Annotated in this window: 22 protein-coding genes; 15 read left to right on the top strand and 7 right to left on the bottom strand. The window is 55.9% G+C overall.

Annotation, left to right across the window (positions count from 1 at the left end; genetic code table 11):
• Positions 1-67 precede the first annotated feature (67 nt).
• Positions 68-1,117 (bottom strand): AraC family transcriptional regulator, encoded by a 1,050-nt coding sequence (locus ABNS66_RS12370; RefSeq protein WP_286840025.1) that lies wholly within the window; start codon positions 1,115-1,117, stop codon positions 68-70.
• 230 nt (positions 1,118-1,347) lie between these two features.
• Here ABNS66_RS12370 and ABNS66_RS12375 point away from each other — a divergent pair, with 230 nt between their 5' ends.
• The 10 genes from ABNS66_RS12375 to ABNS66_RS12420 all read left to right on the top strand — a co-directional run bounded on the left by ABNS66_RS12375 (position 1,348) and on the right by ABNS66_RS12420 (position 12,142).
• Positions 1,348-2,631 (top strand): DSD1 family PLP-dependent enzyme, encoded by a 1,284-nt coding sequence (locus ABNS66_RS12375; RefSeq protein ID WP_286840028.1) that lies wholly within the window; start codon positions 1,348-1,350, stop codon positions 2,629-2,631.
• Between the two features lie 40 nt (positions 2,632-2,671).
• A complete protein-coding gene (locus ABNS66_RS12380; RefSeq protein WP_286840031.1) occupies positions 2,672-3,037 on the top strand; it encodes a c-type cytochrome in 366 nt (121 codons plus the stop codon).
• A gap of 2 nt (positions 3,038-3,039) precedes the next feature.
• The gene (locus ABNS66_RS12385; protein WP_204995969.1) at positions 3,040-4,431 is read left to right on the top strand and encodes a D-arabinono-1,4-lactone oxidase; all 1,392 of its coding nucleotides are present in this window, start codon (positions 3,040-3,042) and stop codon (positions 4,429-4,431) included.
• Positions 4,432-4,481: 50 nt separating this feature from the next.
• Complete coding sequence (locus ABNS66_RS12390; protein WP_286840033.1) at positions 4,482-6,809, top strand: TonB-dependent receptor; 2,328 nt, start codon at positions 4,482-4,484, stop codon at positions 6,807-6,809.
• Between the two features lie 86 nt (positions 6,810-6,895).
• Positions 6,896-7,471 (top strand): DUF3365 domain-containing protein, encoded by a 576-nt coding sequence (locus tag ABNS66_RS12395; protein WP_286840034.1) that lies wholly within the window; start codon positions 6,896-6,898, stop codon positions 7,469-7,471.
• Between the two features lie 154 nt (positions 7,472-7,625).
• Positions 7,626-8,702 (top strand): Rieske 2Fe-2S domain-containing protein, encoded by a 1,077-nt coding sequence (locus ABNS66_RS12400; RefSeq protein ID WP_286840035.1) that lies wholly within the window; start codon positions 7,626-7,628, stop codon positions 8,700-8,702.
• The gene (locus ABNS66_RS12405) at positions 8,702-9,595 is read left to right on the top strand and encodes a VOC family protein (RefSeq protein WP_286840036.1); all 894 of its coding nucleotides are present in this window, start codon (positions 8,702-8,704) and stop codon (positions 9,593-9,595) included. Before ABNS66_RS12400 ends, ABNS66_RS12405 begins: the two co-directional genes overlap by 1 nt.
• Positions 9,596-9,616: 21 nt before the next feature.
• Positions 9,617-10,801 carry an acyl-CoA dehydrogenase family protein gene (locus tag ABNS66_RS12410; protein ID WP_286840037.1) on the top strand — a complete coding sequence of 395 codons (1,185 nt, stop codon included), beginning with the start codon at positions 9,617-9,619 and terminating at the stop codon, positions 10,799-10,801.
• An 11-nt stretch (positions 10,802-10,812) separates the two neighbouring features.
• Complete coding sequence (locus ABNS66_RS12415) at positions 10,813-11,190, top strand: globin (RefSeq protein WP_286840038.1); 378 nt, start codon at positions 10,813-10,815, stop codon at positions 11,188-11,190.
• Positions 11,191-11,281: 91 nt separating this feature from the next.
• Positions 11,282-12,142 (top strand): phosphatase PAP2 family protein, encoded by an 861-nt coding sequence (locus ABNS66_RS12420; protein ID WP_286840039.1) that lies wholly within the window; start codon positions 11,282-11,284, stop codon positions 12,140-12,142.
• Positions 12,143-12,165: 23 nt separating this feature from the next.
• On the opposite strand, the gene ABNS66_RS12425 is transcribed toward ABNS66_RS12420, so the two are convergent.
• The 3 genes from ABNS66_RS12425 to ABNS66_RS12435 all read right to left on the bottom strand — a co-directional run bounded on the left by ABNS66_RS12425 (position 12,166) and on the right by ABNS66_RS12435 (position 16,999).
• A complete protein-coding gene (locus ABNS66_RS12425) occupies positions 12,166-13,023 on the bottom strand; it encodes an alpha/beta hydrolase (RefSeq protein WP_286840041.1) in 858 nt (285 codons plus the stop codon).
• A gap of 71 nt (positions 13,024-13,094) precedes the next feature.
• Positions 13,095-15,392: a TonB-dependent receptor gene (locus ABNS66_RS12430; RefSeq protein ID WP_286840043.1), complete on the bottom strand. Its 2,298-nt coding sequence runs from the start codon at positions 15,390-15,392 to the stop codon at positions 13,095-13,097.
• Between the two features lie 170 nt (positions 15,393-15,562).
• Positions 15,563-16,999: a sodium:solute symporter family protein gene (locus ABNS66_RS12435; protein WP_286840044.1), complete on the bottom strand. Its 1,437-nt coding sequence runs from the start codon at positions 16,997-16,999 to the stop codon at positions 15,563-15,565.
• A 150-nt stretch (positions 17,000-17,149) separates the two neighbouring features.
• Between ABNS66_RS12435 and ABNS66_RS12440 the strand changes: the two genes are divergently transcribed.
• The 3 genes from ABNS66_RS12440 (at position 17,150) to ABNS66_RS12450 (ending at position 19,516) form a co-directional block, all read left to right on the top strand.
• Positions 17,150-17,803 (top strand): TetR/AcrR family transcriptional regulator, encoded by a 654-nt coding sequence (locus tag ABNS66_RS12440; protein WP_286840046.1) that lies wholly within the window; start codon positions 17,150-17,152, stop codon positions 17,801-17,803.
• 20 nt (positions 17,804-17,823) lie between these two features.
• The gene (locus ABNS66_RS12445; RefSeq protein ID WP_027873586.1) at positions 17,824-18,597 is read left to right on the top strand and encodes a 3-hydroxybutyrate dehydrogenase; all 774 of its coding nucleotides are present in this window, start codon (positions 17,824-17,826) and stop codon (positions 18,595-18,597) included.
• A gap of 106 nt (positions 18,598-18,703) precedes the next feature.
• Positions 18,704-19,516, top strand: coding sequence for a class I SAM-dependent methyltransferase (locus tag ABNS66_RS12450; RefSeq protein ID WP_348655339.1), 813 nt, complete (start codon positions 18,704-18,706; stop codon positions 19,514-19,516).
• On the opposite strand, the gene dapE is transcribed toward ABNS66_RS12450, so the two are convergent.
• Positions 19,513-20,649 carry a succinyl-diaminopimelate desuccinylase gene (gene dapE / locus ABNS66_RS12455; protein WP_286840048.1) on the bottom strand — a complete coding sequence of 379 codons (1,137 nt, stop codon included), beginning with the start codon at positions 20,647-20,649 and terminating at the stop codon, positions 19,513-19,515. The genes ABNS66_RS12450 and dapE overlap by 4 nt on opposite strands.
• A 195-nt stretch (positions 20,650-20,844) precedes the next feature.
• Between dapE and ABNS66_RS12460 the strand changes: the two genes are divergently transcribed.
• Complete coding sequence (locus tag ABNS66_RS12460; protein WP_286840050.1) at positions 20,845-22,458, top strand: AMP-binding protein; 1,614 nt, start codon at positions 20,845-20,847, stop codon at positions 22,456-22,458.
• A 498-nt stretch (positions 22,459-22,956) separates the two neighbouring features.
• Complete coding sequence (locus tag ABNS66_RS12465) at positions 22,957-23,427, top strand: hypothetical protein (protein ID WP_286840051.1); 471 nt, start codon at positions 22,957-22,959, stop codon at positions 23,425-23,427.
• 495 nt (positions 23,428-23,922) lie between these two features.
• Here the strand turns inward: ABNS66_RS12465 and ABNS66_RS12470 are convergent, their stop codons facing one another.
• Both ABNS66_RS12470 and ABNS66_RS12475 read right to left on the bottom strand, forming a co-directional pair.
• Positions 23,923-24,453: a CYTH domain-containing protein gene (locus ABNS66_RS12470; protein WP_286840052.1), complete on the bottom strand. Its 531-nt coding sequence runs from the start codon at positions 24,451-24,453 to the stop codon at positions 23,923-23,925.
• Positions 24,453-24,776 carry a hypothetical protein gene (locus ABNS66_RS12475; RefSeq protein WP_286840053.1) on the bottom strand — a complete coding sequence of 108 codons (324 nt, stop codon included), beginning with the start codon at positions 24,774-24,776 and terminating at the stop codon, positions 24,453-24,455. Before ABNS66_RS12475 ends, ABNS66_RS12470 begins: the two co-directional genes overlap by 1 nt.
• Positions 24,777-24,791: the final 15 nt, after the last annotated feature.

Consider the following 24,791-nt stretch of genomic DNA (forward strand, 5'->3'; position numbering starts at 1 on the left):
GAGGCAAAAATGACCTCCAGCAGTGACAATTGGATTAGTGTGAACAGGCCCTAGCACACGCCCGGGCTTATTCACTGCGCGCCGAGCGGCGACTTTTCCCCGGTGACTCGCCTGTCCAGCGGCGATAGGCGCGCTGGAATGCGCTTTGCTCTGAGAACCCCAGCAGTGCTGCGACATCCGCCAGGCTCAGTTCCGGGTCAGCCATATACTGCTCGGCCAGGGTTTGACGCAGTTCGTCGATCAATTGCCGAAAGCTCAACTCTTGCTCAGCCAGCAGGCGCCGCAGCTTGCGTGGGCTGACCTCCAGTTTCTGTGCGATGTGGCTTAGGTCCGGGGTGCCTTTATGCAGTTGCTCGGCAATGCTGCGTTTGCAATCTTTCAGCCATTGCGGCGGCTGCGCCCGGCTTAGCTGCTTCAGTTGTTGTTCACAAATGTTGTCGAGCATGGCCAGCGCCTGAACATTGGCCATTTGTATCGGCAAGTCCAGTGCCGCCTCCGGGAAGGCGAGGCTGTCGACGTCGGCATCGAAATATACCGGGCAGCCGAAGAAGCGTTGCAATTCTTCGCTGTCTTCGGGGGCTGGATGCCGAAACCGGATCCACGTGGCGCGAATATCGCTGCCGGTAAACTGAGGAGCAAGGGTTTTGACAACGGCGAAGTTGAGCTCGGCATGGTGGTGGCTAAGGGCGATTTCCGGCGGCAACAGACAATGCCAGCGCAGCACAACATCGCCGTTTTCGTGCACCACCTCGTCCCGGAAAGCGTCGTAGTCTAAACCCGAGTAACGCACTAAGCGCTGTACCTGCTGTTCCACATTGGCGCAGGCGAACTGCGCCAGCGCACCCACCCCCACATGTCCTGGCCGCACGAACTGGCCCATATGCAAGCCCAGGTGCGGGTCGCGCAACTGCGCTGCGGCACTGTCGAGCATGCTTGCATAACAGAGGTAGGGGATGCGTTTTTCGGGTTGTTCCAGCAGTTCAACAGGCAGGCCGTGGCTTTCCAGTAGCTTTGAGGCAGGCAGACCGTTGGCGTCGCAGTAATCGGTGAGCAATCGCAGGAAGTGCACCGCAACGGTGTACTGCATTGCATCGTTGTCTGGGCTGGCCTTGTGCATGGTTTGGCGTGTGTGAACTGTGAATCGTTGCCTTAAGGTACTACAGTCCGGCGCGCTGATCATCTGCCAACCGTGGACAGTTGGGTCAATTTCCAGGCATTAAGGTCAAGATGCCCTTGTCAGAGCGAGCTATGCTATGCACTAACTACCCCTTGTGCAGCCAGCAACGGAGAGGCAATGATAATAATGAACGCAGTGTGGACGTTCGGGCAATTTCAGGAAGGCAGGCTATGAAGCGCCGCCGGGTATTAGCGGCCGCTGGCGCCACAATGGCGGCAGGGCTGGGCGGCTTGTGGTTGCGCCCCGGTGACAACGGCGAGCCTTATAACGCCTATTTTCGCCGCCTTAACGACGAGTTACAGCGCAATGGTCCTATGCGCCCGGTGATGGTGATAGACCTGGATCGCGTTGACTATAACCTGGCCTTGGTCACCGACAGTCTGGCCAAAACCGGCAAGCACTATCGCATTGTAGAAAAGTCACTGCCCAGCATGAAGCTCCTTGACTATGTGTCAGCTAAGTCGGGGAGTAAGCGATTCATGAGTTTCCACCAACCCTTTTTAAATCACGATGCACGAAATATCCCCGACGCTGATCTACTGCTGGGTAAGCCATTGCCGGTTAAGTCGGCCGAGGAATTTTACGCGCGCCATCGCGGTAGTTTTGACCCCTCTCGCCAGCTGCAGTGGTTAATAGATACCCCACAGCGTTTGCAACAATACCTAGAGCTGGCAAACCGTTTGGGCACCTCCATGTTGGTAAACGTTGAGATCGACGTTGGCCTTCACCGCGGTGGTGTTGATAGTGATGAGGCGCTGATTGCTATTCTCGACCTGATCCACGCTCACCCCGAGCAACTGACCTTTAGCGGCTTTATGGGTTACGACGCCCATGTTGGCGCGGGGGTGCCGGGTATTTTGGGGAGCCCCGAGGAGCTGCTCGATAAAGCCATGGCAAGCTATCAGCACTATGTTGACCTCGCCCGGCAACGCTACCCGGCGATGTGGCAGGGCAGTCTTACCTTAAATACTGGCGGCAGTCCGAGTTATCGCCTGCACGAACGGGAATCATTGAGTACCGAAGTGAGTGTGGGAACGGCGCTGCTCAAGCCCAGCCACTATGATCTTGCCACCCTGGAAGGGCATCGCCCCGCGGCGTTTATTGCCACGCCGGTGCTCAAGGCAGAAGGGCCAATTCGCCTGCCTGCACTGGACGATAAGTCGGCTATTTTCTCGTGGTGGGATGTCAATCAGCGCCAGACGTATTTCGTTTATGGCGGCTATTGGCGCGCAGACTACGAAGCGCCGCAGGGGCTGCAATTCAACGCTAACTTTGGCCACAGCGCCAACCAAGAAATCGTCAATGGCTCCCCGGCAACCAATTTGCAGGTGGATGACCACGTGTTCTTAAGGCCGATGATTAGCGAGAGTGTACTACTTGAATTTGGCGATCTACTGGTACTGCGCGGTGGCAAAATCATCGACCAGTGGCCGGTAATGTCGCAAAACGTTTGACGCGCTGGCGAGCACCCCGGCGGACTAAGAGGAAAAAACAATGAAAAAACGTATCGCATTGCTGCTGCTTGCCGGTTTTTCCGGCCTGGTTGCCTGCAGTTCAGAAACGGGTGAAAGTGCCGCCGAGGCAGCCGCACCGATTGCAGCGCTACAAATTAACGACCCGGTGTTGCGCCGTACCTACGAAAGCTCCTGCATGAATTGCCACGGTGTTGCCGGTACCGGCGCACCGATCAGTGGTGATGTCCAGGCCTGGGCGCCGCGAATGGCCAAGGGGATGGACACCCTGTTGGATCACAGCATAGATGGTTTTAATTCCATGCCGCCGATGGGCATGTGTCCCCAGTGCTCAGAGGATGACTTTGTCGCACTGATCGAACTGATGGCTGGTGTACAGGGGGAATAGTCGTGGCTGTTACTCGCAGAACCGTTCTTAAGCAACTCTCAACGGCCGCCGCCTTGGGTGCGGTGACAAGTTGGAGCCCCGTATCGGCAGCCGCGCGGCGTCGAAGACTGATTCCGTGGTCGAACTGGTCCGGTGGCCAGCGCTGTATTCCCGCGCAACGGGTCGCGCCCACCAGCGAAGCGGCCATTGCCGACTTGCTGGAAAACAGCCGCGGCGTGGTGCGCCCGGTTGGGGCCTCCCACTCCTTCTCTGCGTTGGTTCCGACCGATGGCACGCTGGTGTCACTGGCGCAACTGACGGGCATGATCGGCCATAACCCCGACACCCTGGAGGCGGAATTTTGGGCGGGAACGCCCATGTCGCAGATGGGGCAGCCCCTGCATGAGGCGGGGCAGGCGCTGGTCAATATGGCGGATATCGATTACCAAACGCTGGCGGGAGCCATTGCAACGTCTACCCATGGAACCGGCATCGACTACGGTTCCTATTCGGCGTATGTCAGCGGTCTGCGCTTAATTACCGCCAGTGGTGACGTACTCGATTGCGATGCGGAAAATAATCCCGAGATTTTTTCCGCCGCTCGCGTTTCGTTGGGCGCCTTGGGGGTAATTACCCGCATTCGCATGAAAAACCGGCAACCGTTCCGCGTACATGAGCAAACCTGGGTGCAGGACACCAACGAACTGCTCGAAGATGTAGACCGCTTGCGCAAAGAGAATGATCGCTTTGAGTTTATTCCCATACTGCATTCGGATGTTTCGCTGTGCGTGACACTGAACGAAACTAACGATCCGAACACGCTGCCCAAAGAGGGCGGTGGTGATGGCGACAAAGTGAGCTTGTTGCGCAATGTGCATAAATACGCAGGGGGCTTTCCGAATGCTCGGGCATCGCTGGTGAATACGCTGGCTAAGCAGATGGATTTTCCCGACGTGATCGACCAGTCATACAAGGTGTTTGCCAATGTGCGCGATCAGCGGTTTAACGAAATGGAGTATACCGTGCCCGCCGAGGCTGGCCCGGATTGCTTGCGAGAGATCATGGCACTGGTGCGCAAGAAGAACTTGAACAGCTTTTTGCCGCTGGAGTACCGCTATATCAAGGCCGATGATATACCGCTGTCAATGTTCAGCGGTCGCGACGGCTGTGCCATCTCTGTGCACCAGTCTTACGAGCTGGACTACCACAATTTCTTTGCCGCGGTTGAGCCCATATTCTGGAAGTATGAGGGCCGCCCGCACTGGGGGAAACTGCATAGTCTGAATGCGGCGCAGCTTTCCAAGCTATATCCCCAGTGGCAGGACTTTACGGCGCTGCGTGAAGAACTCGATCCCGATGGGCGCTTTTTGAATGGTCATCTGGCCTCTGTTTTTGGGACGCGCATGCGCGACTAATACGGCGTGCTAAACCGCTTAGCTAGCTGCTGCTAATAAGGAAATTATTGATGAAATCCGCATTTATTCGCCCTCTGCTGTGTATGGTTGGTATTGCCTCGGCTGGCGTCGTGCAGGCTCAGTCGCGGGTCTTGGAAGAGGTGATTATCACCGCGCAAAAAACCGAGCAGAGTCTGCAGGACGTGCCTATTTCGGTGACCGCTGTCGACGGCGAGTTTATGCAGGATGCCGCAATCGGCGATTTGCAGGAGCTGTCGGTTTTTATTCCCAATGTTCGCATGGACGATAACGACCCCGGTTCTCCGCAGATTTTTATACGCGGTTTCGGTACCAATACCTTTAACCCGAGTTTTGAAAGCTCCGTGGGGCTGGTGCAAGACGAGCTGTTTATGGGGCGGGCCGGTTATTTTACCGAAGGTATGTTTGATGTCGGTCGCGTTGAAGTGTTACGTGGCCCACAGGGCACGCTGTTTGGTAAGAATACCGTGTCAGGTGTTTTCAACGTATTCAGCCGCCCCGTCACCGAGGCGTTCAGCGCCAACGCCGAGCTGCGCGCAGGCGAGTTTGGTGAACAGCGAGTAGAGGTGGGTGCCGGGGGCATGGTCAACGATTGGTTTGGCCTTCGTTTTGCCGCGATGGATACCCAGCGCGACGGCCAATTGCATAATCAGTTTAGCGGGCGCGACCAAGAGGCTTCTGAGCAGGATGCTCAGCGCTTAAAACTGCTATTTGTTCCCAGCGACGCCATGGAGATCGAGCTCATTGCGCTGGAGTCACAAACCGAAATGGCCTATTGGCCGAAGCAGCTAAAAGCACTGGATGCGGATACGCGCGACTATCTGGCCGACTTTGATGCCAATATTGAAGATGACCCGGAAGACTTCACCACTAGCATGAACCGAGACGGCGAGCTGGAGAAAGGGTCAACAACCTACAGCGCCAAGTTGTCATACAGCTTTGGCGAAGTTGGCGCACTGCGCGACTTGAATATGGTTGCCGTGTTGGGGCGCAGCGATTTTTTTGTTGAGCAAGACCAGGATATGGATGTTTCACCGGCAGATCTGCTCACCTTGTTTAACCGTGAGGACTACCGTCAGGATACCTTGGAATGGCGCTTTACGGGTAACGCCGAAAGCTTGTTTGGCTTGGGGAATGACCTGCAGTTTGTCGCTGGATTGTTCTACTTCGAGTCGGACTACGAACTTAATGCCAAGCTCCAATTAGGGGATGACATCGGCAGCTGGCTGGGAACCGACGACGCCCAACAAATGGCAGGCAGTGATGCGATTTTGCTGCCCGCGCTACGACTACTGGCGCAAACAACCACCGACGACCATTTCCGTTTTCACTACTTGCAAAACACCGAGTCGCTGGCGCTGTTTGGTCAATTCAGTTTGAGCCTTGGCGATAACTGGGTGGTGACACCGGGGCTGCGCTTTAATCGCGAAGACAAGCGCATTGATAGTTTGGGAGAGTCGGCCTGTAGCAGTACCACCATGCTGCCCGCGTTGGCCTGTGTCACGCCGCTGTTACTGGATACCCAGGACTACAACAAGCGTGGGCTAGAGCGCAACGAACGCGACGTGTCGCCCAAACTTTCTGTTATGTACTACCTGAGCGAAGAAACCAATGTCTTTGCAACCGTGAGTCGCGGTTTTAAAAGCGGCGGTTTCAATGCTATCTCGTTCACCGGCGAAGACATTGAATTCGACGACGAAAATGCAACCACGGCGGAGCTGGGAATCAAGGGGCGTTTCTTCGACCGCAGTCTCAGCGTGAATGCCACCTTGTACCGCACCGAGTTTGAGGACCTACAGGTCCTGGCATTTAATGGCGTGTTTTTCGACGTTAGTAATGCCGCTACGGCAACCTCGCAGGGCCTGGAGGTGGATTGGCAGTGGCTGACGCCCTGGGAGCCGCTGTCAATGTCGGGGTCGTTGGGTTTGCTTGATGCGCGCTACGACGAGTATCAAGGCGCGCCCGCGCCGGTCACGGATGGCATTGATCAGCGCCAGGACCTCAGTGGCGAGCGTATCGCCTTTGCCCCCGAAGTGAGCGCGACACTGAGCCCCAGCCTGCACTTTACGCTGGGCGATGCCTTCAGTGTGAATATCGCGGCGGATATCATCCACCAAGGTGAGCAATACACCGATGTCGACCTCGACGACAACACCCGTGTACCTGCTAACACCAAGCTTAATTTACGCCTGTCGCTTGCCAGCGCAGATGAGTGGTGGAGTGCCACGGTGGGTGTGAAGAATGCGAGCGATGAGCGCACTCAGAATCAGGTGATAGACTCGGTGCTGTTCCCGGGAACCTACTATGCTCAGCAAAACCCTGGACGCCAGGTATACGGATCGCTGCGCTTTAACTGGTAGCTCTGGCGTCACTGCGACGATATGTCCCGCCCACTTGCTCGCCTAAACGGCGATAATGGTGGGGCATGTCACCTCGGAGCGCGTCTATGTCTATTAAAACATCCCTCATCGCCATACTCGCTGGCTCTCTTGCCGTATCGGCCATCGCCGAGCCCCAGCAACCGTCCCAGCCCAGTGCTGCTGAAATGCAAGCGCAGGCCCTGCCTATCGTGAAGCGCTTTGGTGCCACCTTGAAGCCGCAGTTGCAGGCAGCAGTGAAGTCGGGAGGCTTTGCCCATGCCATCAACGTATGTGCGGATATTGCACCGGCCATTGCCGCGCAAATTAGCCAGGACACGGGTTGGACAGTTAAGCGAGTCAGCCTCAAAGCGCGCAACCCCAATGCGGTGCCCGACGCCTATGAGCGCGGCGTGCTCGAAGACTTTGAGCGGCGTAAGGCTGAGGGAGAGGCGGTCGCGGCGCTAAACGATGGCCAATGGCAGGATGGTCGCTATCGCTTTATGAAGGCGCAAGGCGTGGAAGGTTTATGCCTGAATTGCCACGGCAGCAATTTGGCGCCACCGGTAGTAAAAGCCTTGTCTGAACGCTATCCCCAAGACCGTGCGACGGGCTATGCGGTGGGAGACATCCGCGGTGCGATCAGCCTGATCGCCCCAGAATAGGCGGTGTTCGACTCGTCTTTTTGGAGGTCGTCCATTCGGATGGGCAGCTGAGCGCCGTTGATCTATATCAAATTCCAGTAGCGGGGCGCCCCTTACTCTGTGTGCCATGAGTTGTCACAAGTGGTGACAACAGCGAACACAGAGGACAGCCGCCATGAATAAGCCCCTGCGCGAACCCTACATCATCGAAACCAAGCCCCTGCCAGAGCGCTACGCGAGGGGCTGGCATTGTCTGGGTAAAGCCAGCAGTTTTGGCAGCAAGCCTACGGCATTAAATTATTTTGGCAGTAAATGGGTTGCGTTTCGGGGAGAGGAGAGCGGCGAGCTATTTGTCGTCGGCTCGTATTGCCCGCATATGGGGGCGGACTTGAGCCGTGGCAAAGTGTGCGGAAACTCGCTGCGCTGCCCCTTCCATGAGTGGAGCTGGGGTGGCGATGGGGTCTGTGACGATATCCCCTATGCCGACCGCATTCCCCCGAAAGCAGTGATTCCCTCGATGCCGGTTATGGAAGAAAACGGCCTCGCCTTTGTCTGGCACGACCCGGAGGGTCACCCACCCATTCCCGAGCAGCGTCCACGCCGCAACAGTGATTATTTTTCTGGCGAGTGGTCCGATTGGAATATTGCCGAATTTACCATTCACTCCAACTGCCGTGAGCTGGTCGATAACATGGCCGATATGGCGCACTTTGGCCCTGTTCACTACTCCCAAGTGCAGACCTTCAAAAACATTCAAGACGGGCACACCTACACGCAGGTGATGTCGGGTGGTCACGATATTCTGGCCGACGAGGGCCAAGGCTTTACCTCCGTTGCGACCTACGAAGGGCCCGCGTATATGACCACCACCATGGTCGGTTCGATGGACGGGCGCGAAGTCACGACCCACCTGCTGGTGAGCCACGTGCCGGTAAACATGGAGGAGTTCATCATTCGCTTAGGCGTCATGGTTAAGAAAGACCCCAGCCTGAGTGAAGAGGAAAATACCGCCTTAGTGCAGGCCTACACGCAGATGTCGGTCGACTCCTTCGTGCAGGACGTTGAAATTTGGAACAACAAAGTTCGCATTGATAACCCACTAATGTGCGACGGCGACGGCCCGATTAATATGCTGCGCAAGTGGTACAGCCAGTTCTACATGGACGTTGCGGACATCTCGGATAACATCACCGCGCTGAAAGAGCACGAAACGCGAATCAAGTATCCCCACGCTCAGGCGGGGTCAGAGTAATGTCACTGACACGCATTAACGCTCTCGGTTATGTGCTGATCGAGACCCGTGACACCGCCCAGTGGGCGCACTTTCTCACGCAGGTTGTTGGCCTGCAGGCGGCGGGTCGCTCGGCGGACTGGGACCTCTATAAAATGGACGCTTACTGCTGGCGAGTGGCTGTCGTGCACGGCGAGCGTGAGCGCTTTCATACAGCGGGTTGGGAGCTGGCCGCCGATGAGGACTTGGAGGCACTGAGTACACGTTTGGCCGAGCAGGGCGTGCACGTCAGCCGCCTAAGCGAGGCGGCATGTGCGCAGCGCAAAATACGTGACGGACTGGCCCTTAACGACCCCAGCGGTCAGCGAGTTGAACTGGTGAAAAGCTGCGCGCTGGACTGTTTAGCCTTGCAAAGCGAGGTCGGCGTGCCAGCGTTTGAAACCGGCTTCAACGGCGACATGGGGCTGGGGCACTATGTGTTGCCAACCCGAGAGTTCGACGCCTGTATCGATTTTTATCACAGGCTGCTGGGTTTTGAGTTTACCGATTCCATGCAGCTGGGCGAGCAGGGCCTGCACTTTCTTCATGTCGATAACCCCCGGCACCACAGCCTGGCCATTTACCAAGATCCGAATCCGGCGGCGAGTGGCTGTGTGCACCTGATGTTTGAGGTGCCCGACCTCGATCAACTGGGACTGTTTATGGACCGTTGCCGCAGCCACAACGTTGGTGTGGCCGCGTCGCTGGGCAAACACTGCAACGACCAGATGGTATCGGTGTATGTAAATAGCCCAGGCGGTTTTGCGATTGAGTTTGGCTGCGGCGGATTGCAGCTGGATTGGCAGCACTACCGCCCCACCTTTAGTACGCGCCCCTCACAGTGGGGCCATCACTGGCAGCACGCCGACAACTAGCAAGAATTGAGGTAGAAAATAATGAGTGATTTTAACCGTAGTAAACAGCTGTTGCTCGACGCCCGCGCCATGGTTCCCGCCCTGCTTGAGCGTCAAGGCGAGGCAGCGTCACTGGGTCGCCTGCCGGATGCCACCATTGCCGAGATGCAGCGCAGCGGATTTTTCAAGATTATGCAGCCCGCCCGCTACGGCGGCTATGAGCTTCCTCCCCAGCAATTTTTTGATGTGCAGCAAACTCTTGCCGAGGGCTGCATGTCGACCGCGTGGGTACTGGGCGTAGTCGCTATCCACAATTGGCAGCTGGGTATGTTTGACGACCGCGCACAGCAAGATGTGTGGGGCGACGACGATTCCACGTTGATCTCGTCCTCATATATGCCAGTGGGTAAGGTAAAACGTGTCGAAGGAGGGTATATGCTCTCTGGACACTGGGGTTTTTCCTCGGGTTCCAAACACTGTAAGTGGGCGTTTTTGGGGGGCATGGTGCCACCCGCGGCCGACGGTGAAGCCCCTGATTACCGGACCTTTTTGGTGCCGTTGGGCGACTATGACATCGTCGATAACTGGGATGTGAGCGGCCTTCAGGGAACGGGCTCGAACGACATCGTGATCAAAGAACCGGTGTTTGTACCTGAGTACCGCACTCACCGCAGTGCGGACGGTTTTAGCGGCGACAATCCGGGTTGTAAGGAAAACACCAATGCTATTTTCCGCTTGCCCTTCGGCCAGATTTTCACTCGCGCGGTTGCCTGCTCGTCCATTGGTGCCTTGCAGGGTGTGGTAGACAGCTACGTTGAGGTGAATCGCAATCGCGTTGGTTTGAACGATGGTGCACGCGCAGCCAAAGACCCCAATGTGCAAATGGCACTGGCCAATGCCGTGTCGGCAATTACCGAGTGCCGGGTAATGCTCAAAGATGATCTGGCGTATTTTGTGAATACCGCCGAGGCCGGTGACACGCCCGCCATTGAGCAACGCATTCAGCGCCGTTTCCACGCTGCCAGTATCTCCCGCAAGTGCGCCGATGCCGTGAATGAGCTTTTCATCGCCTGTGGCGCGCAGGGAATTTTCTGCGGTCACCCGCTTAATCGCGCGTGGTTGGATATTAATGCTGGTCGCCAACACGTTGCGAATAACCCCTTCAAGTTTGGCCGCAATTTGGGCGCTACCATGCTGGGACAGCCGAATACGGACTTCTTCCTTTGAGTGAGGCTGCCATGCAGACGCCATACGAGATTTTGGGTGAACGAGGTATTCGCGATGTTGTTGCCGAGTTCTATCGCTTGATGGACAGTGAGCCAGCCTATGAAGAAATTCGCGCCATGCACACGCCGGATCTCGGTCCGGTAAGCGAGCAGCTGAGTCTGTACCTGATCAGCTGGATGGGCGGGCCCCCCGTGTATGCCGAGCGCAACGGCAGTATGTGCATTACCGCGGCGCACCGGGGCCTGGGGCTGGCACCCCGACACAGTCAGCAATGGCTGGACTGCTTCGCGCAGGCGCTGCAGCCACGCGATGACGCCGAATTATTGCAAAAAATGCTGTTGCCAGCCTTGCGGCGAATCACTGATATGTTGGAGCGTTCAGCGGCTTAATGACAAAATGGCAATGGCGCGATTGGGCATGATGGCGTAGCGTTGGTGGTGGGGTCTGCCCCACTGCCAATAATAACAACAGGAACTGCCCATGAAGCGATTTAGCTGCCTCCGCCGCGCTGCCGCGCTGGTGTTTGTACTGCCTTTTTTTGCCGCCTGCTCACCGGCCACCACAGCGCCTTCGCTGGCGCCCGTAGCGGAGCTTCGGCCCGGGATTTTGCAGGGCTATTTATCACCGCAGGCGGTGCCGAATAGTCTGGCCTTGGTGTCGCCGCCGCCCACCCAAGGCAGCGCGGCAGAAGCCCTGGACCGGGCGATCAATGAACAGGTGTTGACGCTGCGCGAATCACCGCGCTGGCAACAGGCGCGCCGCGACGCAGAGTTGCGCTTTCCCGCCGCCGCAGACGTTTTTTCCTGCGCCCTGGATTTACCCATCAACACCGAACAAACCCCTCAGCTTTATCGCTTGCTTCGCCGCAGCCTGACCGATGCGGGCTTTGCGACCTACGCAGCGAAGAATCACTATCAGCGCCAGCGTCCCTTTATGGTGAATGGCCAGGCCAGCTGTACCCCTGAACAAGAAAATTACCTGAGGAAGGATGGTTCTTTTCCCTCGGGGCACGCGGCGCTGGGCTGGGCCTGGGCGCTGATTCTCGCCGAGCTAGCGCCCGAGCGACAGGACGCGATTTTGGCCAGGGGGCGCGCCTTTGGCCAGAGCCGGGTGGTGTGCAATGTGCATTGGCAAAGCGATGTTCTAGAGGGGCGGGCGGTCGGTGCAGCAGCGGTCGCCGCGCTTCACAATAACCCTGAATTTACGCAGGCTCTGGCAGCCGCGCGTAAAGAGCTTGTCGCCCTGCGATCCGCTGGTGCGGTGAGTGCCAATGATTGCGCCGCCGAGGCCGCGGCGCTGTCCGCGTTGCCGCAGGCAATGCCCTGGCCGGCGAACCGATAGCATAGGTTGCCGGGTGGCTAAGCCTATTGCTCTGCCAAAAACGCGCGAATGGCCGTGAGCGATTCGGTTTCGGTTAGCAGGGGTGCGTGCCCGGTATTGGCGACCTCCAAGACGTGAATATCGGGTTTAATGGCTTGCATGCGCGCCACACAGTCGCGGCTGAGCAAGTCTGACAACTCGCCGCGCAACAGTAACATTGGCTTAGCGGCGGCGGCCTCAAACAGGGGCCACAGGTCAGGGGGGATGCCGTCGCTGTCCGCTTGCAGGGGGACGGCAATGTTGGGGTCGTAGTTCAATACCGGCTGGCCGTCGCTGTTTTCCACGTAAAGGTTGCGGGTAAAGGTTTGCCAGTCTTCATCATTAAATAGCGGGTACTCACGTTGTTGCGTATCGCGGGTACGCTGCACAGCCTCCTGCCAGGTGGTGACCGGTGGTGGACTTGCACAGACATAGGCCTTAATACGGGCAATGCCTTCGGGGTTGGCTTCGGGGCCGATGTCGTTGATCACCGCACCACGGATGCGCGCACCCGATGTTGCGCACAATATCATCGAGGTTAGCCCGCCCAGCGACGTGCCGATCAGCTTCACCCTGTCCAATTGCTTGGCGTCCATCAGCGCCAGTACATCGGCGGCATAGGTGGCGGGTTGGTAGTTGTCTGGGTTGCTGTCGTAGTCAGAGCGGCCGCGACCGCGCAGGTCAACGGCGAGCAGGTGGTAGTGTGACGAGAGCTCCTCGCACAGCAGGGCAAAGTCTGCTGAGCTTCGCGTTAGTCCCGGAATACAAATGATACTGTCTGCGTTTTCATCGCCATATTCCCTCGCATACAGTTTCAGTCCGTCGCTACTGGTATACCAATAGTCTTTATAGTTTTTAGACATAATTGCTAGCTCATAGAGTAAAAAGGCCCGGAGGCAGCCAACGTGTCTGGCTCCGGGCAACGGGGCGCGTATTAGAAGGCGTAGCTGACGCTGGCAGTCCAGGTGCGCGGCGCGCCGTAGAATGCCAGCTCGCCTGAGGCGAGGTTGTAGCCACCGGTTTTGTATTCCTTGTCTTCGATGTTTTTCACAAACACACTCACCGTCCAATGCTCGTCGGCGGAGTACCAGTTGGCACTGGCGTCGAGCAGGGTATAGGACTCGTCCTGGTCGCAGCTGCACTCAACGTTGTTGAAGTTGCGCGATGCATCGCGGTAAGACAGGGCGCTGTTCAAGGCGATACGACCGGCGTTGCCAAGGTCCTTCTCATAATTCAGCGCAAACTGGCCCGTCCAGTTGGGTGCATTGAGCATTTCCCAGCTGTCGGAAACATCCTGTCCGCCCGATTGCACCTCGGTGAGCTCGGCATTCATGTATCCCAGTGCGAGAGAGCTGCTCAGGCCATCGGTAATTTGCAGCAGTGACTCCAGTTCTGCACCGCGTATCTCGGCGGTACCGGCGTTCACAACGTCAGAAGAGAAGAATACCGGTGCGGGTTGGGCCGTCTGCACCGTGAGTTGCATGTCTTCATAGGCCATATCGAAAACGGTGGCATTAAGGCGAATGCGGTCATTCCACAGCTGTGATTTAACACCGAGTTCCCAGGTCTCAACGGTTTCCGGGTCGTAGCCTTTGGCGATATCCGGGTTTTTGCTGGCGTCGCCGCGCATATCAAAACCGCCGGATTTAAAGCCTTCGGCATAGCTCACATAGAACATCACGGCATCGTTCATCTGCCAGTCGAGCTTGATACTGGGGCTAATCTCATTCCAGTCTTTGTCGGCGTCTTTATCGCTGATGTCGGTAAAGGTTGCCAGCAGGGTGTCGTTGGCCGGGTCACCGTGGGTAAAGCCGGAGCCCTGCTGCGTGCTATAGGGGAAGGAGTTAGTGGTGTTATACGCCAGGCGCTGAATGTTTGAGTTCTTTTCGTCATTGGTCCAGCGCATACCGGCCGTTAGGGTCAGGCTGTCGCTGAGGTCATAGTTCACATTGGCGTAGACCGAGGTGCTGGTGGTATCCACATCACCGCCGATCGCCAGATCGTAGTGGTCGCCATCCATGTATGGGGTGCCGCCGAGTCCATTGAGTACCACGTCGAAGGCACCGGCTGAGTTGCCGGTGAAATAATAGAGGCCACCGACGAAGGCCAGACGGCCGCTGCCGTAGTTAAATTGCAGCTCGTGGGACTCCTGCTCATCGCTGTACTTGGCGGGTACGTCGAAGGCGTCCAGCGGGGTGCCGTCAAAGTCGATGAACTGCTGGGTTTCACCCTCGCGGTTGGCGTAGATGTACTTCACCACCACGTTGTCAGACAAGTCGTACTCGGCGGTTAAGGAGAAGCCGCTGTTCTCCACATTGGATTTATGAGTGGTGCCGCAGGCGCCGTCGTAGGGGTTGCTCGAGCTTTCAAACGGCTGGCCGTTGGCGGGGTGCGTCAGGGCGGTGGGGCTGGACTGTGAACCGCAGCGCTGGTTGCTGTTGTCATCGGTGCGATCGCCGGCGACGCGAATAAACAGCCGGTCACTTGGCGTGTATTCCGCGCTCAGGCGTGCGACAAGCACATCCTTGTTATAGTTTTCCTGGCTGCTGCTATAGGTGCCGGTGTTGATGTCATAGCCGGTATCAACGTCGCCAAAACCGTCGCGAGTGAGTTTCGCTATAGCCGCACCGACATAGAGCTGTTCGTCGAGAATTGGCAGCTGTGCAGACAGCGTCATGTCGCGTTGGTTGTAGGCGCCAACGGCAGTGGTGATCTTCGCTTCGGCATCGCCCGTCATTCTGCGAGTGATGTACTTGATCGCGCCGCCTACGGTGTTTTTGCCATACAGGGTCCCTTGCGGGCCGCGCAGCACTTCTATGCGTTCAACGTCGAAGACATCTAGCACGGCTGCCTGTGGGCGAGCGTAGTAAACATCGTCGACATACACGCCGACACCGGGTTCAAACCCCCACAGCGGATCCTGTTGGCCCACGCCGCGAATATACGCAGTGAGTGTGGAGTTGGTGGCGCGGCTGGCGCGCATTTGCGTGTTGGGGACATTTTTCTCCAGTTCGGTAACTGAAGTAATTCCCTTGTTTTCCAGCTCCAGTGCATTGAGCGAGGTGATCGATACCGGTACCTCTTGGAGGTTCTGTTCACGCTTTTGCGCGGTAACCAGTACTTCTTCCAGGGCGACGGCCTGCTGGGCCAGCGCCGATTGATGAATACCGGCAACACTGCACAAGGCGATGAGGGCGGCGAGGGGCTTTTTGTCACTTTTTATACTTATCATAGAAACACCTGTGGCTTGAATATTTTAGGGTAGTCGCTTTCTTGGCTCCGACTGATTTGTATAGGTCGTTGTTGTTCAACGTTTGTTGAATTCAGTTTCGACGTTATTCAACGATTGTTGAAAAGTCAAATGAATTTTCTCCTTATGTATGCCGCGCTGTGCGAGGCCAGTTAGTTTTTTGCGTTGCGAATACGTAAGTAAGCCAGGCCGAGTAGCACGTAGGCGATGGACGTTAAAATGGCATAGCTCGCCGACACGGCGGGGTTGGCAATGCCACCAAAGAGGTTGAGGTAAAAGTGGATAAGCAGCGCGCTGATCGACGCGCTGGCAATCAACGATAGCGGTAAACTGCCGCGAAACAACACGCCAAATAGCATCGGCACGAGTGACGCTGCCGCTAAACCATAAACACCTTTCTGGGCGAATAAACCGATTAAGGGAGGTGGATTCCAGGCGAGGGTTAAGCCAATGATTCCCACCATAATCAGGGTCCAGCGGGACCAGGCCAGGCCCTTGCTGCGGTTTTTGCTCAGCGGGGAGACAATATCATTGACCACCATTGCAGAGAGCGAGACAAGAATGCCGTCGAGGGTACTCATTCCAGCAGCGAGCAGGGTGATAAAAATAAACGTCAATGTCAGCTCGCCGATCACACTGCCACTAAATTGATGCAACAGGTATTCGCGAACGACGGTGTCTTGCGCGCTGATCTCCAAGCCGTCGAGTCGCGCGTAAAGGCCGACCATGAGAATAAGCGTGAACAGCGTGCCGACCACAACCGTGGTGCCAATGAATTTGCCGATGTCCGCTTCGCTGCGTAAATACAGCACTTTAGTGAGAATATGTGGCTGCAACATCAGTGCAAAGGTAATGATAAAACCCGCGCCGAAAACCGAGAAAAAATCGTAGTAAAGATTGCTGTCGGTGTTCATTACCGCGGCGTAGCCTTCGCCAATATCGCGCAGCGAAGATAAGAAATCGCCGTTGAAATAGTCCGCGCCCTGGGCGAATAGCAGCAGGGTGACCACGATCATCATTATGCCTTGCAAGGTGTTGGTGTAGGCGTGGGCATAGGTGCCGCCCATCAGCACATAAGAGAATACAAACAGCAACACAATGACCAACGCTGGCTTTTGCTCGATAGGGAAGATGCCCGTCATTAACAGACTGCAACCGACCAGAATAAGCACCACGAAGCTCACCGATAATAAATTAATAAAGGCGAAAAACAGGCTGAAGCCGCGGTGTTGGTAGCGGTGGTATATCCAGTCTGGAAGCGTCAGTGCCTGCTTCTCTTCGCCAAGGCGCAAGAAGCCGCGTGACAAGACCAAGAATGCGCTAAGAATGCCGGCCGACCCCGCGACGGCGTAGTGCATATAGGCAGAAACGCCGTGCACATAAACAAAGCCGGGGTTGATAACAAAGGTCGCCGTGGAGGCGATCGAGGCTGCAAGCGTAATGCCGATGATATAGGGGCTCATATCTTTGTTGCCGATGGCGAAGCCGCTAATGTCCTGCGTGCGGCGCATGCCTATCCAGGAGAGCCAGTAGACCAGTGCAACATAGCCACCAGTCAGCACATATTTAAAGACCTCTGTCGATATCATGTACCATCCGCCTTGTATTTTATTTATTGGTGAGCCACTATATTCAACAAGCGTTGAATATACAAGCGGTGGCAAAACACTGTCTACATCACAAGCAAACGCGAACACTGCAGCGGGCAATTTGCAGTGTTAGAAAAACTGGGTGGCACAATGACAAGAAAAACAAATGCGGTGAAGAGCGAGCGAATACTGGACGTGGCAGAGGAGCTCTTTGCCCGCCACGGCTATGATGGCGTCACCATGCGGCAAATTTCCACTGGTGCAAAGGTGGATGTTGCATTGGCCAATTACCACTTCGGCAAGAAGTTAGATGTTTTCTACGCGGTGTTTGATCGCCGTGCAGAGCACCTTGGAAGTACCCGCCGTCAGGTACTGCAGGAGCAGTTTACCGATGGCGAACCGCAGCGCTTAGAGCAGGTAATCGAGGCATTTTTGTTGCCGCTAAAGCTGGCTCAGGAGAGCGGTGATCCGGGCTGGAAAAACTACATGGCGCTGCTCGCCTACGTAATGACATCGCCGGTGTGGAGCCGGGAAATGATGGAAAACACCTTTGATAAACACGTGGGCGATTTCATTGCCGCGCTGCGGCAGATTTTCCCAACGGCGCGGGACGAAGACCTGCACTGGTGTTATCACTATGTATCGGGTGCCCTGGCGCTAACCCTAGCGCAGACCGGTCGTATAGACCGCTTGTCGGGTGGCAAGTGCTTGTCGTCGGATTTTGATGCCGCCTACGACCGAATGATTCCCTTTATGGCCGCGGGCTTTCGCGCGGTATGTGGTGAAGAGCGAACCCCCCAATAATTCAAATATATGAGGCAAACATGCGACATAAAACAGCGTTAGTTACCGGCGCGGCCAGCGGCATTGGGCTGGCCCTTGCGGCTGATCTATCGAAACAAGGCTTTCGAGTTTGCCTAACTGACGCTGACGAACAAGCGGTTACTAGCGCTGCGCAGTCACTGAACGGGGCGGCGGCTGAGGTATTGGCCCTGCCACTGGATGTTACCAACCAAGAGCACATCAGCGGTGCGGTATCGCGTTTGGAGAACGAATGGGGCGGCGTCGATGTACTCATTAATAATGCGGGCATTCAACACGTGGCCTCCTTGGAGGACTTTCCCGTCGACCGCTGGAAATTGTTAACAGAGATTTTATTGGTCGGCCCAGCCCTGCTGAGTCGCGCCGTATTACCGAGTATGCGAGCGCGAAACTTTGGCCGTATCGTCAATGTGGGCTCCATCCACTCGCTGGTGGCGTCGCCCCATAAGAGCGCGTACGTGGCGGCCAAGCACGGTTTGTTGGGCTTTTCCAAAACCGTCGCGCTGGAAACCGCAGATTGTGATATCACCATTAACACCCTGTGCCCGTCCTACGTAAAGACGGCGCTGGTGCAAAAGCAAATCAGCAGTCAGGCGCTGGCGCACGGTATTTCCGAGGATGAGGTGATCAATAAAATTATGCTCGAGCCAATGCCCAAAAAGAGCTTCATCGACATGGATGAGCTGTGCGGCGCGATGAATTTCTTGCTCAGTGATGCGGCGCGAAATATGACCGGCCAGGAAATGGTCATCGACGGTGGCTGGACTATTCGTTAATGCCAGAGGTGACGCGCTAGGCGCAGAGCCGAGAGCCACGGTACAATCGCCGCTCAGATAATCGCGGACCAGAGCGGCAGACTCCATAACAATGACGAGAAAAAAAATGGCGACGGGAGCGTCTACCGTCGTGCGTCCCCCGCAGGTGGTTAGCCAGGGCAACCCGCAACTCGATGCCTTGGCGCGTGCCTTGTCATTAGAATGCACCACACAATTCTCGGCAGTTGCCGATCAGCAATACCTCTATGACTACCAGGGCTGTTTGAGTTTGGGCCTGGCGCCCAGTGCTCGCGAACACCCGGTGTATGTCGATTTTTCTCAGCAGTGGCGAACGCGTCACCGCGGCAAAGAGCTGTTATTAAAAGCGATTGGCGGGCGCCGCGAAGGCTTGCGGGTGATCGACGCGACGGCAGGGCTTGGGCGCGACAGCTTCCTACTGGCAACCTACGGTGCGTCGGTCGAGATGTGCGAGCGTCACCCTGTGGTAGCCGCGCTGCTTACCGACGGGCTTAAGCGGGCGGCACAAGACCCTGATGTGGCGGGCTTTGTACAGCGTATGACGTTGCACGAAGGCAGTGCTATCGAGCGATTGAGCCGTTGCCTGGGTAGTGCTGATCAGGCCCCGGATGTGGTGTATGTGGATCCGATGTTTCCCGACTCGGGCAAGTCTGCGCTGGTGAAAAAAGAAATGCGTCTGTTCCATCATTTGGTTGGCAAAGACGACGATGACGACGCCTTACTCGCCGCGGCGCTGGCGGTTGCCCGCCACCGCGTGGTGGTAAAGCGCCCGCCAAAAGCGCCGATTATCGATGGCCCGGCGCTCAGCGCCTTGGGAGCCAGGGGCAGGCCGCAATTTGCGGTGACCGGCAAGGCCGTGCGCTTTGATGTCTACCCGATAAAGGCCTTTGGCAATAATTAACGCGCCAGCAGGTCATCCATCATTGCCTGATACATAGCGCTGAGCTGGTTAAGGTCTTCAGCATTCACGCATTCATCCACCTTGTGAATCGTCGCGTTAACGGGGCCGAGTTCCACAACTTGTGCACCGGTTGGGGCGATAAAACGCCCGTCTGAAGTGCCACCGGCGGTCGACAATACCGTGTCGCGACCGGTGACGCGGCGTATCGCGTTTTGTGCCGCTTCCACGAGTGGGCCTTCCGACGTTAAGAAAGGCTGACCGCTCAGGTTCCACTCGAGTGCGTAGTCTAAGCCGTGTTTTTCCAGGATGGCCTCAGTGCGCTGCTGGAGTATGTCTGCCGTCAACTCGGTAGAAAAACGAAAGTTGAAAACCACCTCAAGCTCGCCGGGAATCACATTGGTCGCGCCGGTGCCGCCGTTGATATTTGAAATTTGAAAAGACGTCGCGGGGAAGAAGTCGTTGCCCTCATCCCACTGCTCAGCAGCCAGTTCGGCAAGTGCCGGCGCCGCAAGGTGGATGGGGTTTTTCGCCAGATGGGGGTAGGCCACATGGCCCTGAATACCCCTGACTTTCAGCACGGCGCCAAGGGAGCCGCGACGGCCGTTTTTGATCACGTCGCCCACCGCGTCGGTCGAAGAGGGCTCGCCGACAACACACCAGTCAATTTTTTCGCCCTGAGACGCCAACCACTCAACCACTTTTACAGTGCCGTTTTTTGCCGGGCCCTCTTCGTCGCTGGTAATCAAAAAGGCAATGCGACCGCGGTGGTCGGGGTGTTCACTCACAAAGCGTTCGCAGGCAGTTACCATAGCCGCCAAGCTGCCTTTCATATCGGCGGCGCCACGACCGCGCAGCATACCGCCGCTGATCTCTGGCTCAAACGGGGGTGTTTGCCAGTCGCTCTCGGGGCCGGTTGGCACCACATCGGTATGGCCGGCAAAGCACAGCAGCGGGCCCTCGTTGCCGCGCACCGCCCAAAAGTTGTCAACCTCGCCAAATCGCAGCGGCTCGCAATGAAAGCCAATGGCGGCAAGACGCGCCATCATTAGCGCTTGGCAGCCCTCGTCCTCAGGGGTAACCGAGGGGCGCTGGATAAGGTCGATGGCAAGGTCCAGGGTAGGGCTGAGGCTCATAATTCGGGCTCTAAAATCAAAAGCGGCATTTTAACAGAGAACGCCGGGAAAATCGGCGGCGGCAGTTCGCTGGCTGCGGCTGTTCAAAATGTCAGTGGAGTGAGTGTTTTTGTCATAGAGAAGGTCTTGGCAGCTCGGTAACATCGGGCTCAGTTATACGCCAATCGAATGCCTAACGATGATAAAGGAGTGGCTATGAGTGTTGACCTGAACGTGGCGGCCGCCGCCGCGCAGTTTGATTTTGCCGATCAGGATATTCCGCAGCGCCTGCGGCACTGGGCCGAAGTGCGGCCTGATCACCCCTTTATGATTTGGGAGCCGCGTTCGGGCGAAGAGCGCAGCTGGAGCTACAAGGCCTTTGACGAAGAAACCAGCAAAATCGCTGCGGGTCTCTACGCCAAGGGCGTGCGCAAGCACGACAAGGTTATGATTCACGCCGAGAACTGCCCAGAGATGGTATTGGCATGGTATGCCTGTGCCAAATTGGGTGCGGTGGGTGTGACCACCAACACCCGCTGTGTGGGCGGCGAAATTGAGTACTTTGCTGCGCACACCGAGGCAGTCGGGGTTATCACTCAGCCGAAGTTCGTGCAGGAAATTAAGAACAACGCCAAAAATATCCAGTGGCTGATTGTTACTGAAGACAACTCCGGCGAAGCCGCAGAGGCGGACCAGCAGCACGACGAACAGCTATTCGAAACCCTGTATGGCGATGCCAGCACCGTGCCCGAGCGCCCAGCCGAGCCCATGCTGCCAGCGGGGATTATGTTTACCTCTGGAACGACATCACTTCCGAAGGCAGTAGTGCACACTCATGCCAATGCCCTGTGGTCTGGCACCATGGGCTCACAGAGCATGAATATGGACCGTGACAGCGTCTACCTGGGTTTCCTGCCGTTCTTTCACGTGAACTGTCAGAGCTGGGCATTCTGGGGCTCATTGGGTGTGGGCGGCACCGCAGTGTTGTTACCCAAGTTTTCTGCCAGCCGGTTCTGGGAAATTATCGACAAACACCAAGTGACTCACTGCTCAATGATTCCCTTCGTCTTTAAGGCAATTGGTGCCCAGGCCGTGCCTGAAGAGCACAGCCTGAAAGTGATGCCGATGGGTATTATCTGGAAGGAAATTGAAGGTTGGTTGAAGGCCAAGCCTTTTGCTAGCTGGGGCATGACAGAAACCGTTACCCACGCAACGCGCTCAGACTTCGTGCAAGAGTGGCCGCAGGGCAGTATTGGTAAACCGACGCCGGGCTATCACTTGGCGGTGGTTAACCCCGAAACCGGCGAGCCCTGTAAAAAAGGCGAAATCGGTGAGCTGTGGGTACACGGGGTACGCGGCGTAAACATCTTCCTGGAGTATTACAAAAACCAGGAAGCCATGGACAAGTCGTTCACTGAAAACGGCTGGTTCAAAACCGGTGATATGGTTCACGTCGGCGATGAAGGCCACTTCTACTTTACCGACCGGGATAAAGATGCCCTGAAAGTCGGTGGCGAAAACGTCTCAGCCCGCCAAGTGGAAGAGGTTGTCATGCAGGTTCCCGGCGGCGGCGTCGGCGAAGTGGCGGTGGTTGCTAAGTCTCACGATATGCTGGACATGGTGCCGGTTGCCTTCGTTATTAAGGGTTGGGGCGCGCCAGAGGACGAAGACGCGTTCGCCCAGGCCATCATCGATCACTGCAAAGCCAATATGGCAGACTTTAAAGTGCCGCGCGCTGTGTACTTTGTCGACGAGTTTCCGCGTGCAACCCTGGAGAAGGTCGCCAAGAACAAACTCCGTGAAATGGCTGACGAGATGCCTGCAGTCTAAATTTCAGGTGCTGGAATAGGGGCGCGGACAGCCCTTTACCGGCAGCCGACGCGCCTACTGAGCGCACACACTAGCCAACAGTGTGTGCGCTTTTTTATCCCTGGTGATTTAGCCGAAGCGGGTCTAAAAACGCGTTGATACTTTTGTTGTTTGTAAGCGGGTGTCGCCGCACATCATTACCTGTCAAATGCGCGCTACAAGTGCAGCCCTTTGTTCACTTCTTTTAGTCGATTATTTGGTGAAGGTAAGCTCATCATTTTGATAAGCAGCACGCTACGTCGTTGAACATTTTGAAAATAGGGTTATGCTCAAGCGAAAGGAATCTCAGAACAGATAGAGGTAGGAAGCCTTGTCACCAGCAGTAATCACCTCCACAAAGTACAACCAACCTTGTGAAATAGCTTTGATATTCAAGGCCGTTCAGAATCCTGTCCCTGAGATAGTGAGTTTAAGCGATATAAGACTCTCGTATTCACAATAAAACGGTTGGGGGCATACATGACGGTTGAGAACAAAGTAGACCTAAAAGAAGAGCGGAAGAAGATTCGCGCTCAAATTGATTCAGAGACCGTTCGCAGTGTCATGTTAGTGAATGGAGGCGGGTCTGTTGCTTTGATTGCCTTATTACCCTCTATTGTCGGTACCCCTCTAGTTTTTGGCGTACTGCTCGCTTTGTCTGCATGGCTGTTAGGGCTAACCCTTGTTGTAATCCATAACATTCTGCGGCGTAAATGCTCAGAGGCTTACTCCGTGAGTGGCGATAAATCCCCAAAAGCTGAAGCTAGGCTGTGTATAAGGCCGAATGAACCTTGGGTGTGTTGGTGGTCTTGGAAGTTACTTTATACATCGATCGCAGCTTTCTTTATCGGAGGGGTGATTATGGTTGGTTTTGGGTTTATTCATGTGGATGAATTGAGTAAGGGGCAGAATTCGATTGTTCAGGGGGAGTATGCTGCCTCGCAACCGTGATTAGATGCGCTAAAAACATGGGGTTTTTGGCTGCACCAAGGTTTTGGTTTTTTTACCCAATACAATATGAGCGTGGTGCAGTGATTCGAGATGGCCGTCAGGGTTAATTCAACGGTCTATCGAAGAAAAGTTCTGCTGAGTTTTTTGTGCTTATGCACCTTGTTGCAGTGCGTCAAACAGAGCGCGGTGATGCGTTTTTTAACCCTTGAATAAACGCAGTGGTGTTGCACAATTGTCATAAAATCATCCCGATTTTGTCACGGGGGCGGCGTAGTCTTCTGGCTGTCGGCGGCGCTTGAGCGTTGCCCAATGTCCATAAGAGGAATTGCGATGAACCGTTACTACAAAGCTCAGGCCTCACAATCCGAACACCATCAGCGCCAAATTCGCGCTGAGCTTTCGCGCCAAGTAGAGGATTTCCTAAAAAAAGGTGGGCATATAGAACAACTGGATGGCCCCAATTTCAAACCGCATCGGAGTGTAAGAGTCAGCAGTTCAGCCTTCACCGAAATGCTGTGAGCGCAGTGTCTGCGGCCATTTGCTAAACGGCTGTTGCGACAAGCTACTGTTGTAGTAATGGACCTGGCCGGTTACCTCTTTACCCAGCCAGCTGGCGGAGGGGACTGGCTGCTTGTCGTGATCGAGCTCAATTTCGGCGATGATAAGGCCGTGGTTGTCACCGGCAAATTCGTCAATCTCCCAGTACCGAGTGTCATTGGCAATAGGCAGGGTATAACGGGTTTTTTCAACCAGCGGCCCCTCACACAGGGCGAGCATTGCGCGGGCATCGTCGAGGGGAATGGCGTATTCAAACTCGACACGGCTCGCGCCTTGGCTGATGCCCTTAATGGTTAGCCAGGCGGCATCACCGGCAATGCGTACCCGAACATTGCGGTGCGGGTCTCGGCTAAGATAGCCCTGCACCATATGGCAGCCTTTGACGCCCAGCGCCTCGGTCTGTAAACGCCAATCGCTATTGCTGACCAGGTATTTACGTTCGATCTCCATGGCGGCAGGGCTAGTCATTATCGTGATTTCTCGCTGAGTTGGCGCCTGTTAAGCGCGGACTCGCTCAGGCAGTGAATTTGTGTTTTGCGGATTTGCCAGCCTTCTTCAGCCAGCGCGCGAATAATGGCGTCTCTTAACCATTCCTCCCCGATCCATACACCACCCTGCACCATCGATTCCTCGACGACGCAATAGACCTGTAAGCTGTTGGGAAAACGCTGATAGTCAACGGTGTGTGTCAGCCAGCAAAAGCCCGGCAGGGGTTTGGCCAGCGCGGTTTCGCAAACGTCGTTAAGGCGGTGGACCAGTTGTTTTTCGCGTTTTTTGTCGGTTTTTCGCATAGCGCCTTATTAAAC

The sequence above is a fragment of the uncultured Spongiibacter sp. genome (assembly GCF_964011655.1).
Taxonomy (GTDB): Bacteria; Pseudomonadota; Gammaproteobacteria; order Pseudomonadales; family Spongiibacteraceae; genus Spongiibacter; species Spongiibacter marinus.

What these genes read in the sequence shown, in the direction of transcription:
- ABNS66_RS12370 (WP_286840025.1), bottom strand. Translation starts at nt 1,117, where the DNA reads ATGCACAAGGCCAGCCCAGACAACGATGCAATGCAGTACACCGTTGCG.
- ABNS66_RS12375 (WP_286840028.1), top strand. Translation starts at nt 1,348, where the DNA reads ATGAAGCGCCGCCGGGTATTAGCGGCCGCTGGCGCCACAATGGCGGCA.
- ABNS66_RS12380 (WP_286840031.1), top strand. Translation starts at nt 2,672, where the DNA reads ATGAAAAAACGTATCGCATTGCTGCTGCTTGCCGGTTTTTCCGGCCTG.
- ABNS66_RS12390 (WP_286840033.1), top strand. Translation starts at nt 4,482, where the DNA reads ATGAAATCCGCATTTATTCGCCCTCTGCTGTGTATGGTTGGTATTGCC.
- ABNS66_RS12395 (WP_286840034.1), top strand. Translation starts at nt 6,896, where the DNA reads ATGTCTATTAAAACATCCCTCATCGCCATACTCGCTGGCTCTCTTGCC.
- ABNS66_RS12400 (WP_286840035.1), top strand. Translation starts at nt 7,626, where the DNA reads ATGAATAAGCCCCTGCGCGAACCCTACATCATCGAAACCAAGCCCCTG.
- ABNS66_RS12405 (WP_286840036.1), top strand. Translation starts at nt 8,702, where the DNA reads ATGTCACTGACACGCATTAACGCTCTCGGTTATGTGCTGATCGAGACC.
- ABNS66_RS12410 (WP_286840037.1), top strand. Translation starts at nt 9,617, where the DNA reads ATGAGTGATTTTAACCGTAGTAAACAGCTGTTGCTCGACGCCCGCGCC.
- ABNS66_RS12415 (WP_286840038.1), top strand. Translation starts at nt 10,813, where the DNA reads ATGCAGACGCCATACGAGATTTTGGGTGAACGAGGTATTCGCGATGTT.
- ABNS66_RS12420 (WP_286840039.1), top strand. Translation starts at nt 11,282, where the DNA reads ATGAAGCGATTTAGCTGCCTCCGCCGCGCTGCCGCGCTGGTGTTTGTA.
- ABNS66_RS12425 (WP_286840041.1), bottom strand. Translation starts at nt 13,023, where the DNA reads ATGTCTAAAAACTATAAAGACTATTGGTATACCAGTAGCGACGGACTG.
- ABNS66_RS12430 (WP_286840043.1), bottom strand. Translation starts at nt 15,392, where the DNA reads ATGATAAGTATAAAAAGTGACAAAAAGCCCCTCGCCGCCCTCATCGCC.
- ABNS66_RS12435 (WP_286840044.1), bottom strand. Translation starts at nt 16,999, where the DNA reads ATGATATCGACAGAGGTCTTTAAATATGTGCTGACTGGTGGCTATGTT.
- ABNS66_RS12440 (WP_286840046.1), top strand. Translation starts at nt 17,150, where the DNA reads ATGACAAGAAAAACAAATGCGGTGAAGAGCGAGCGAATACTGGACGTG.
- ABNS66_RS12445 (WP_027873586.1), top strand. Translation starts at nt 17,824, where the DNA reads ATGCGACATAAAACAGCGTTAGTTACCGGCGCGGCCAGCGGCATTGGG.
- ABNS66_RS12450 (WP_348655339.1), top strand. Translation starts at nt 18,704, where the DNA reads ATGGCGACGGGAGCGTCTACCGTCGTGCGTCCCCCGCAGGTGGTTAGC.
- dapE (WP_286840048.1), bottom strand. Translation starts at nt 20,649, where the DNA reads ATGAGCCTCAGCCCTACCCTGGACCTTGCCATCGACCTTATCCAGCGC.
- ABNS66_RS12460 (WP_286840050.1), top strand. Translation starts at nt 20,845, where the DNA reads ATGAGTGTTGACCTGAACGTGGCGGCCGCCGCCGCGCAGTTTGATTTT.
- ABNS66_RS12465 (WP_286840051.1), top strand. Translation starts at nt 22,957, where the DNA reads ATGACGGTTGAGAACAAAGTAGACCTAAAAGAAGAGCGGAAGAAGATT.
- ABNS66_RS12470 (WP_286840052.1), bottom strand. Translation starts at nt 24,453, where the DNA reads ATGACTAGCCCTGCCGCCATGGAGATCGAACGTAAATACCTGGTCAGC.
- ABNS66_RS12475 (WP_286840053.1), bottom strand. Translation starts at nt 24,776, where the DNA reads ATGCGAAAAACCGACAAAAAACGCGAAAAACAACTGGTCCACCGCCTT.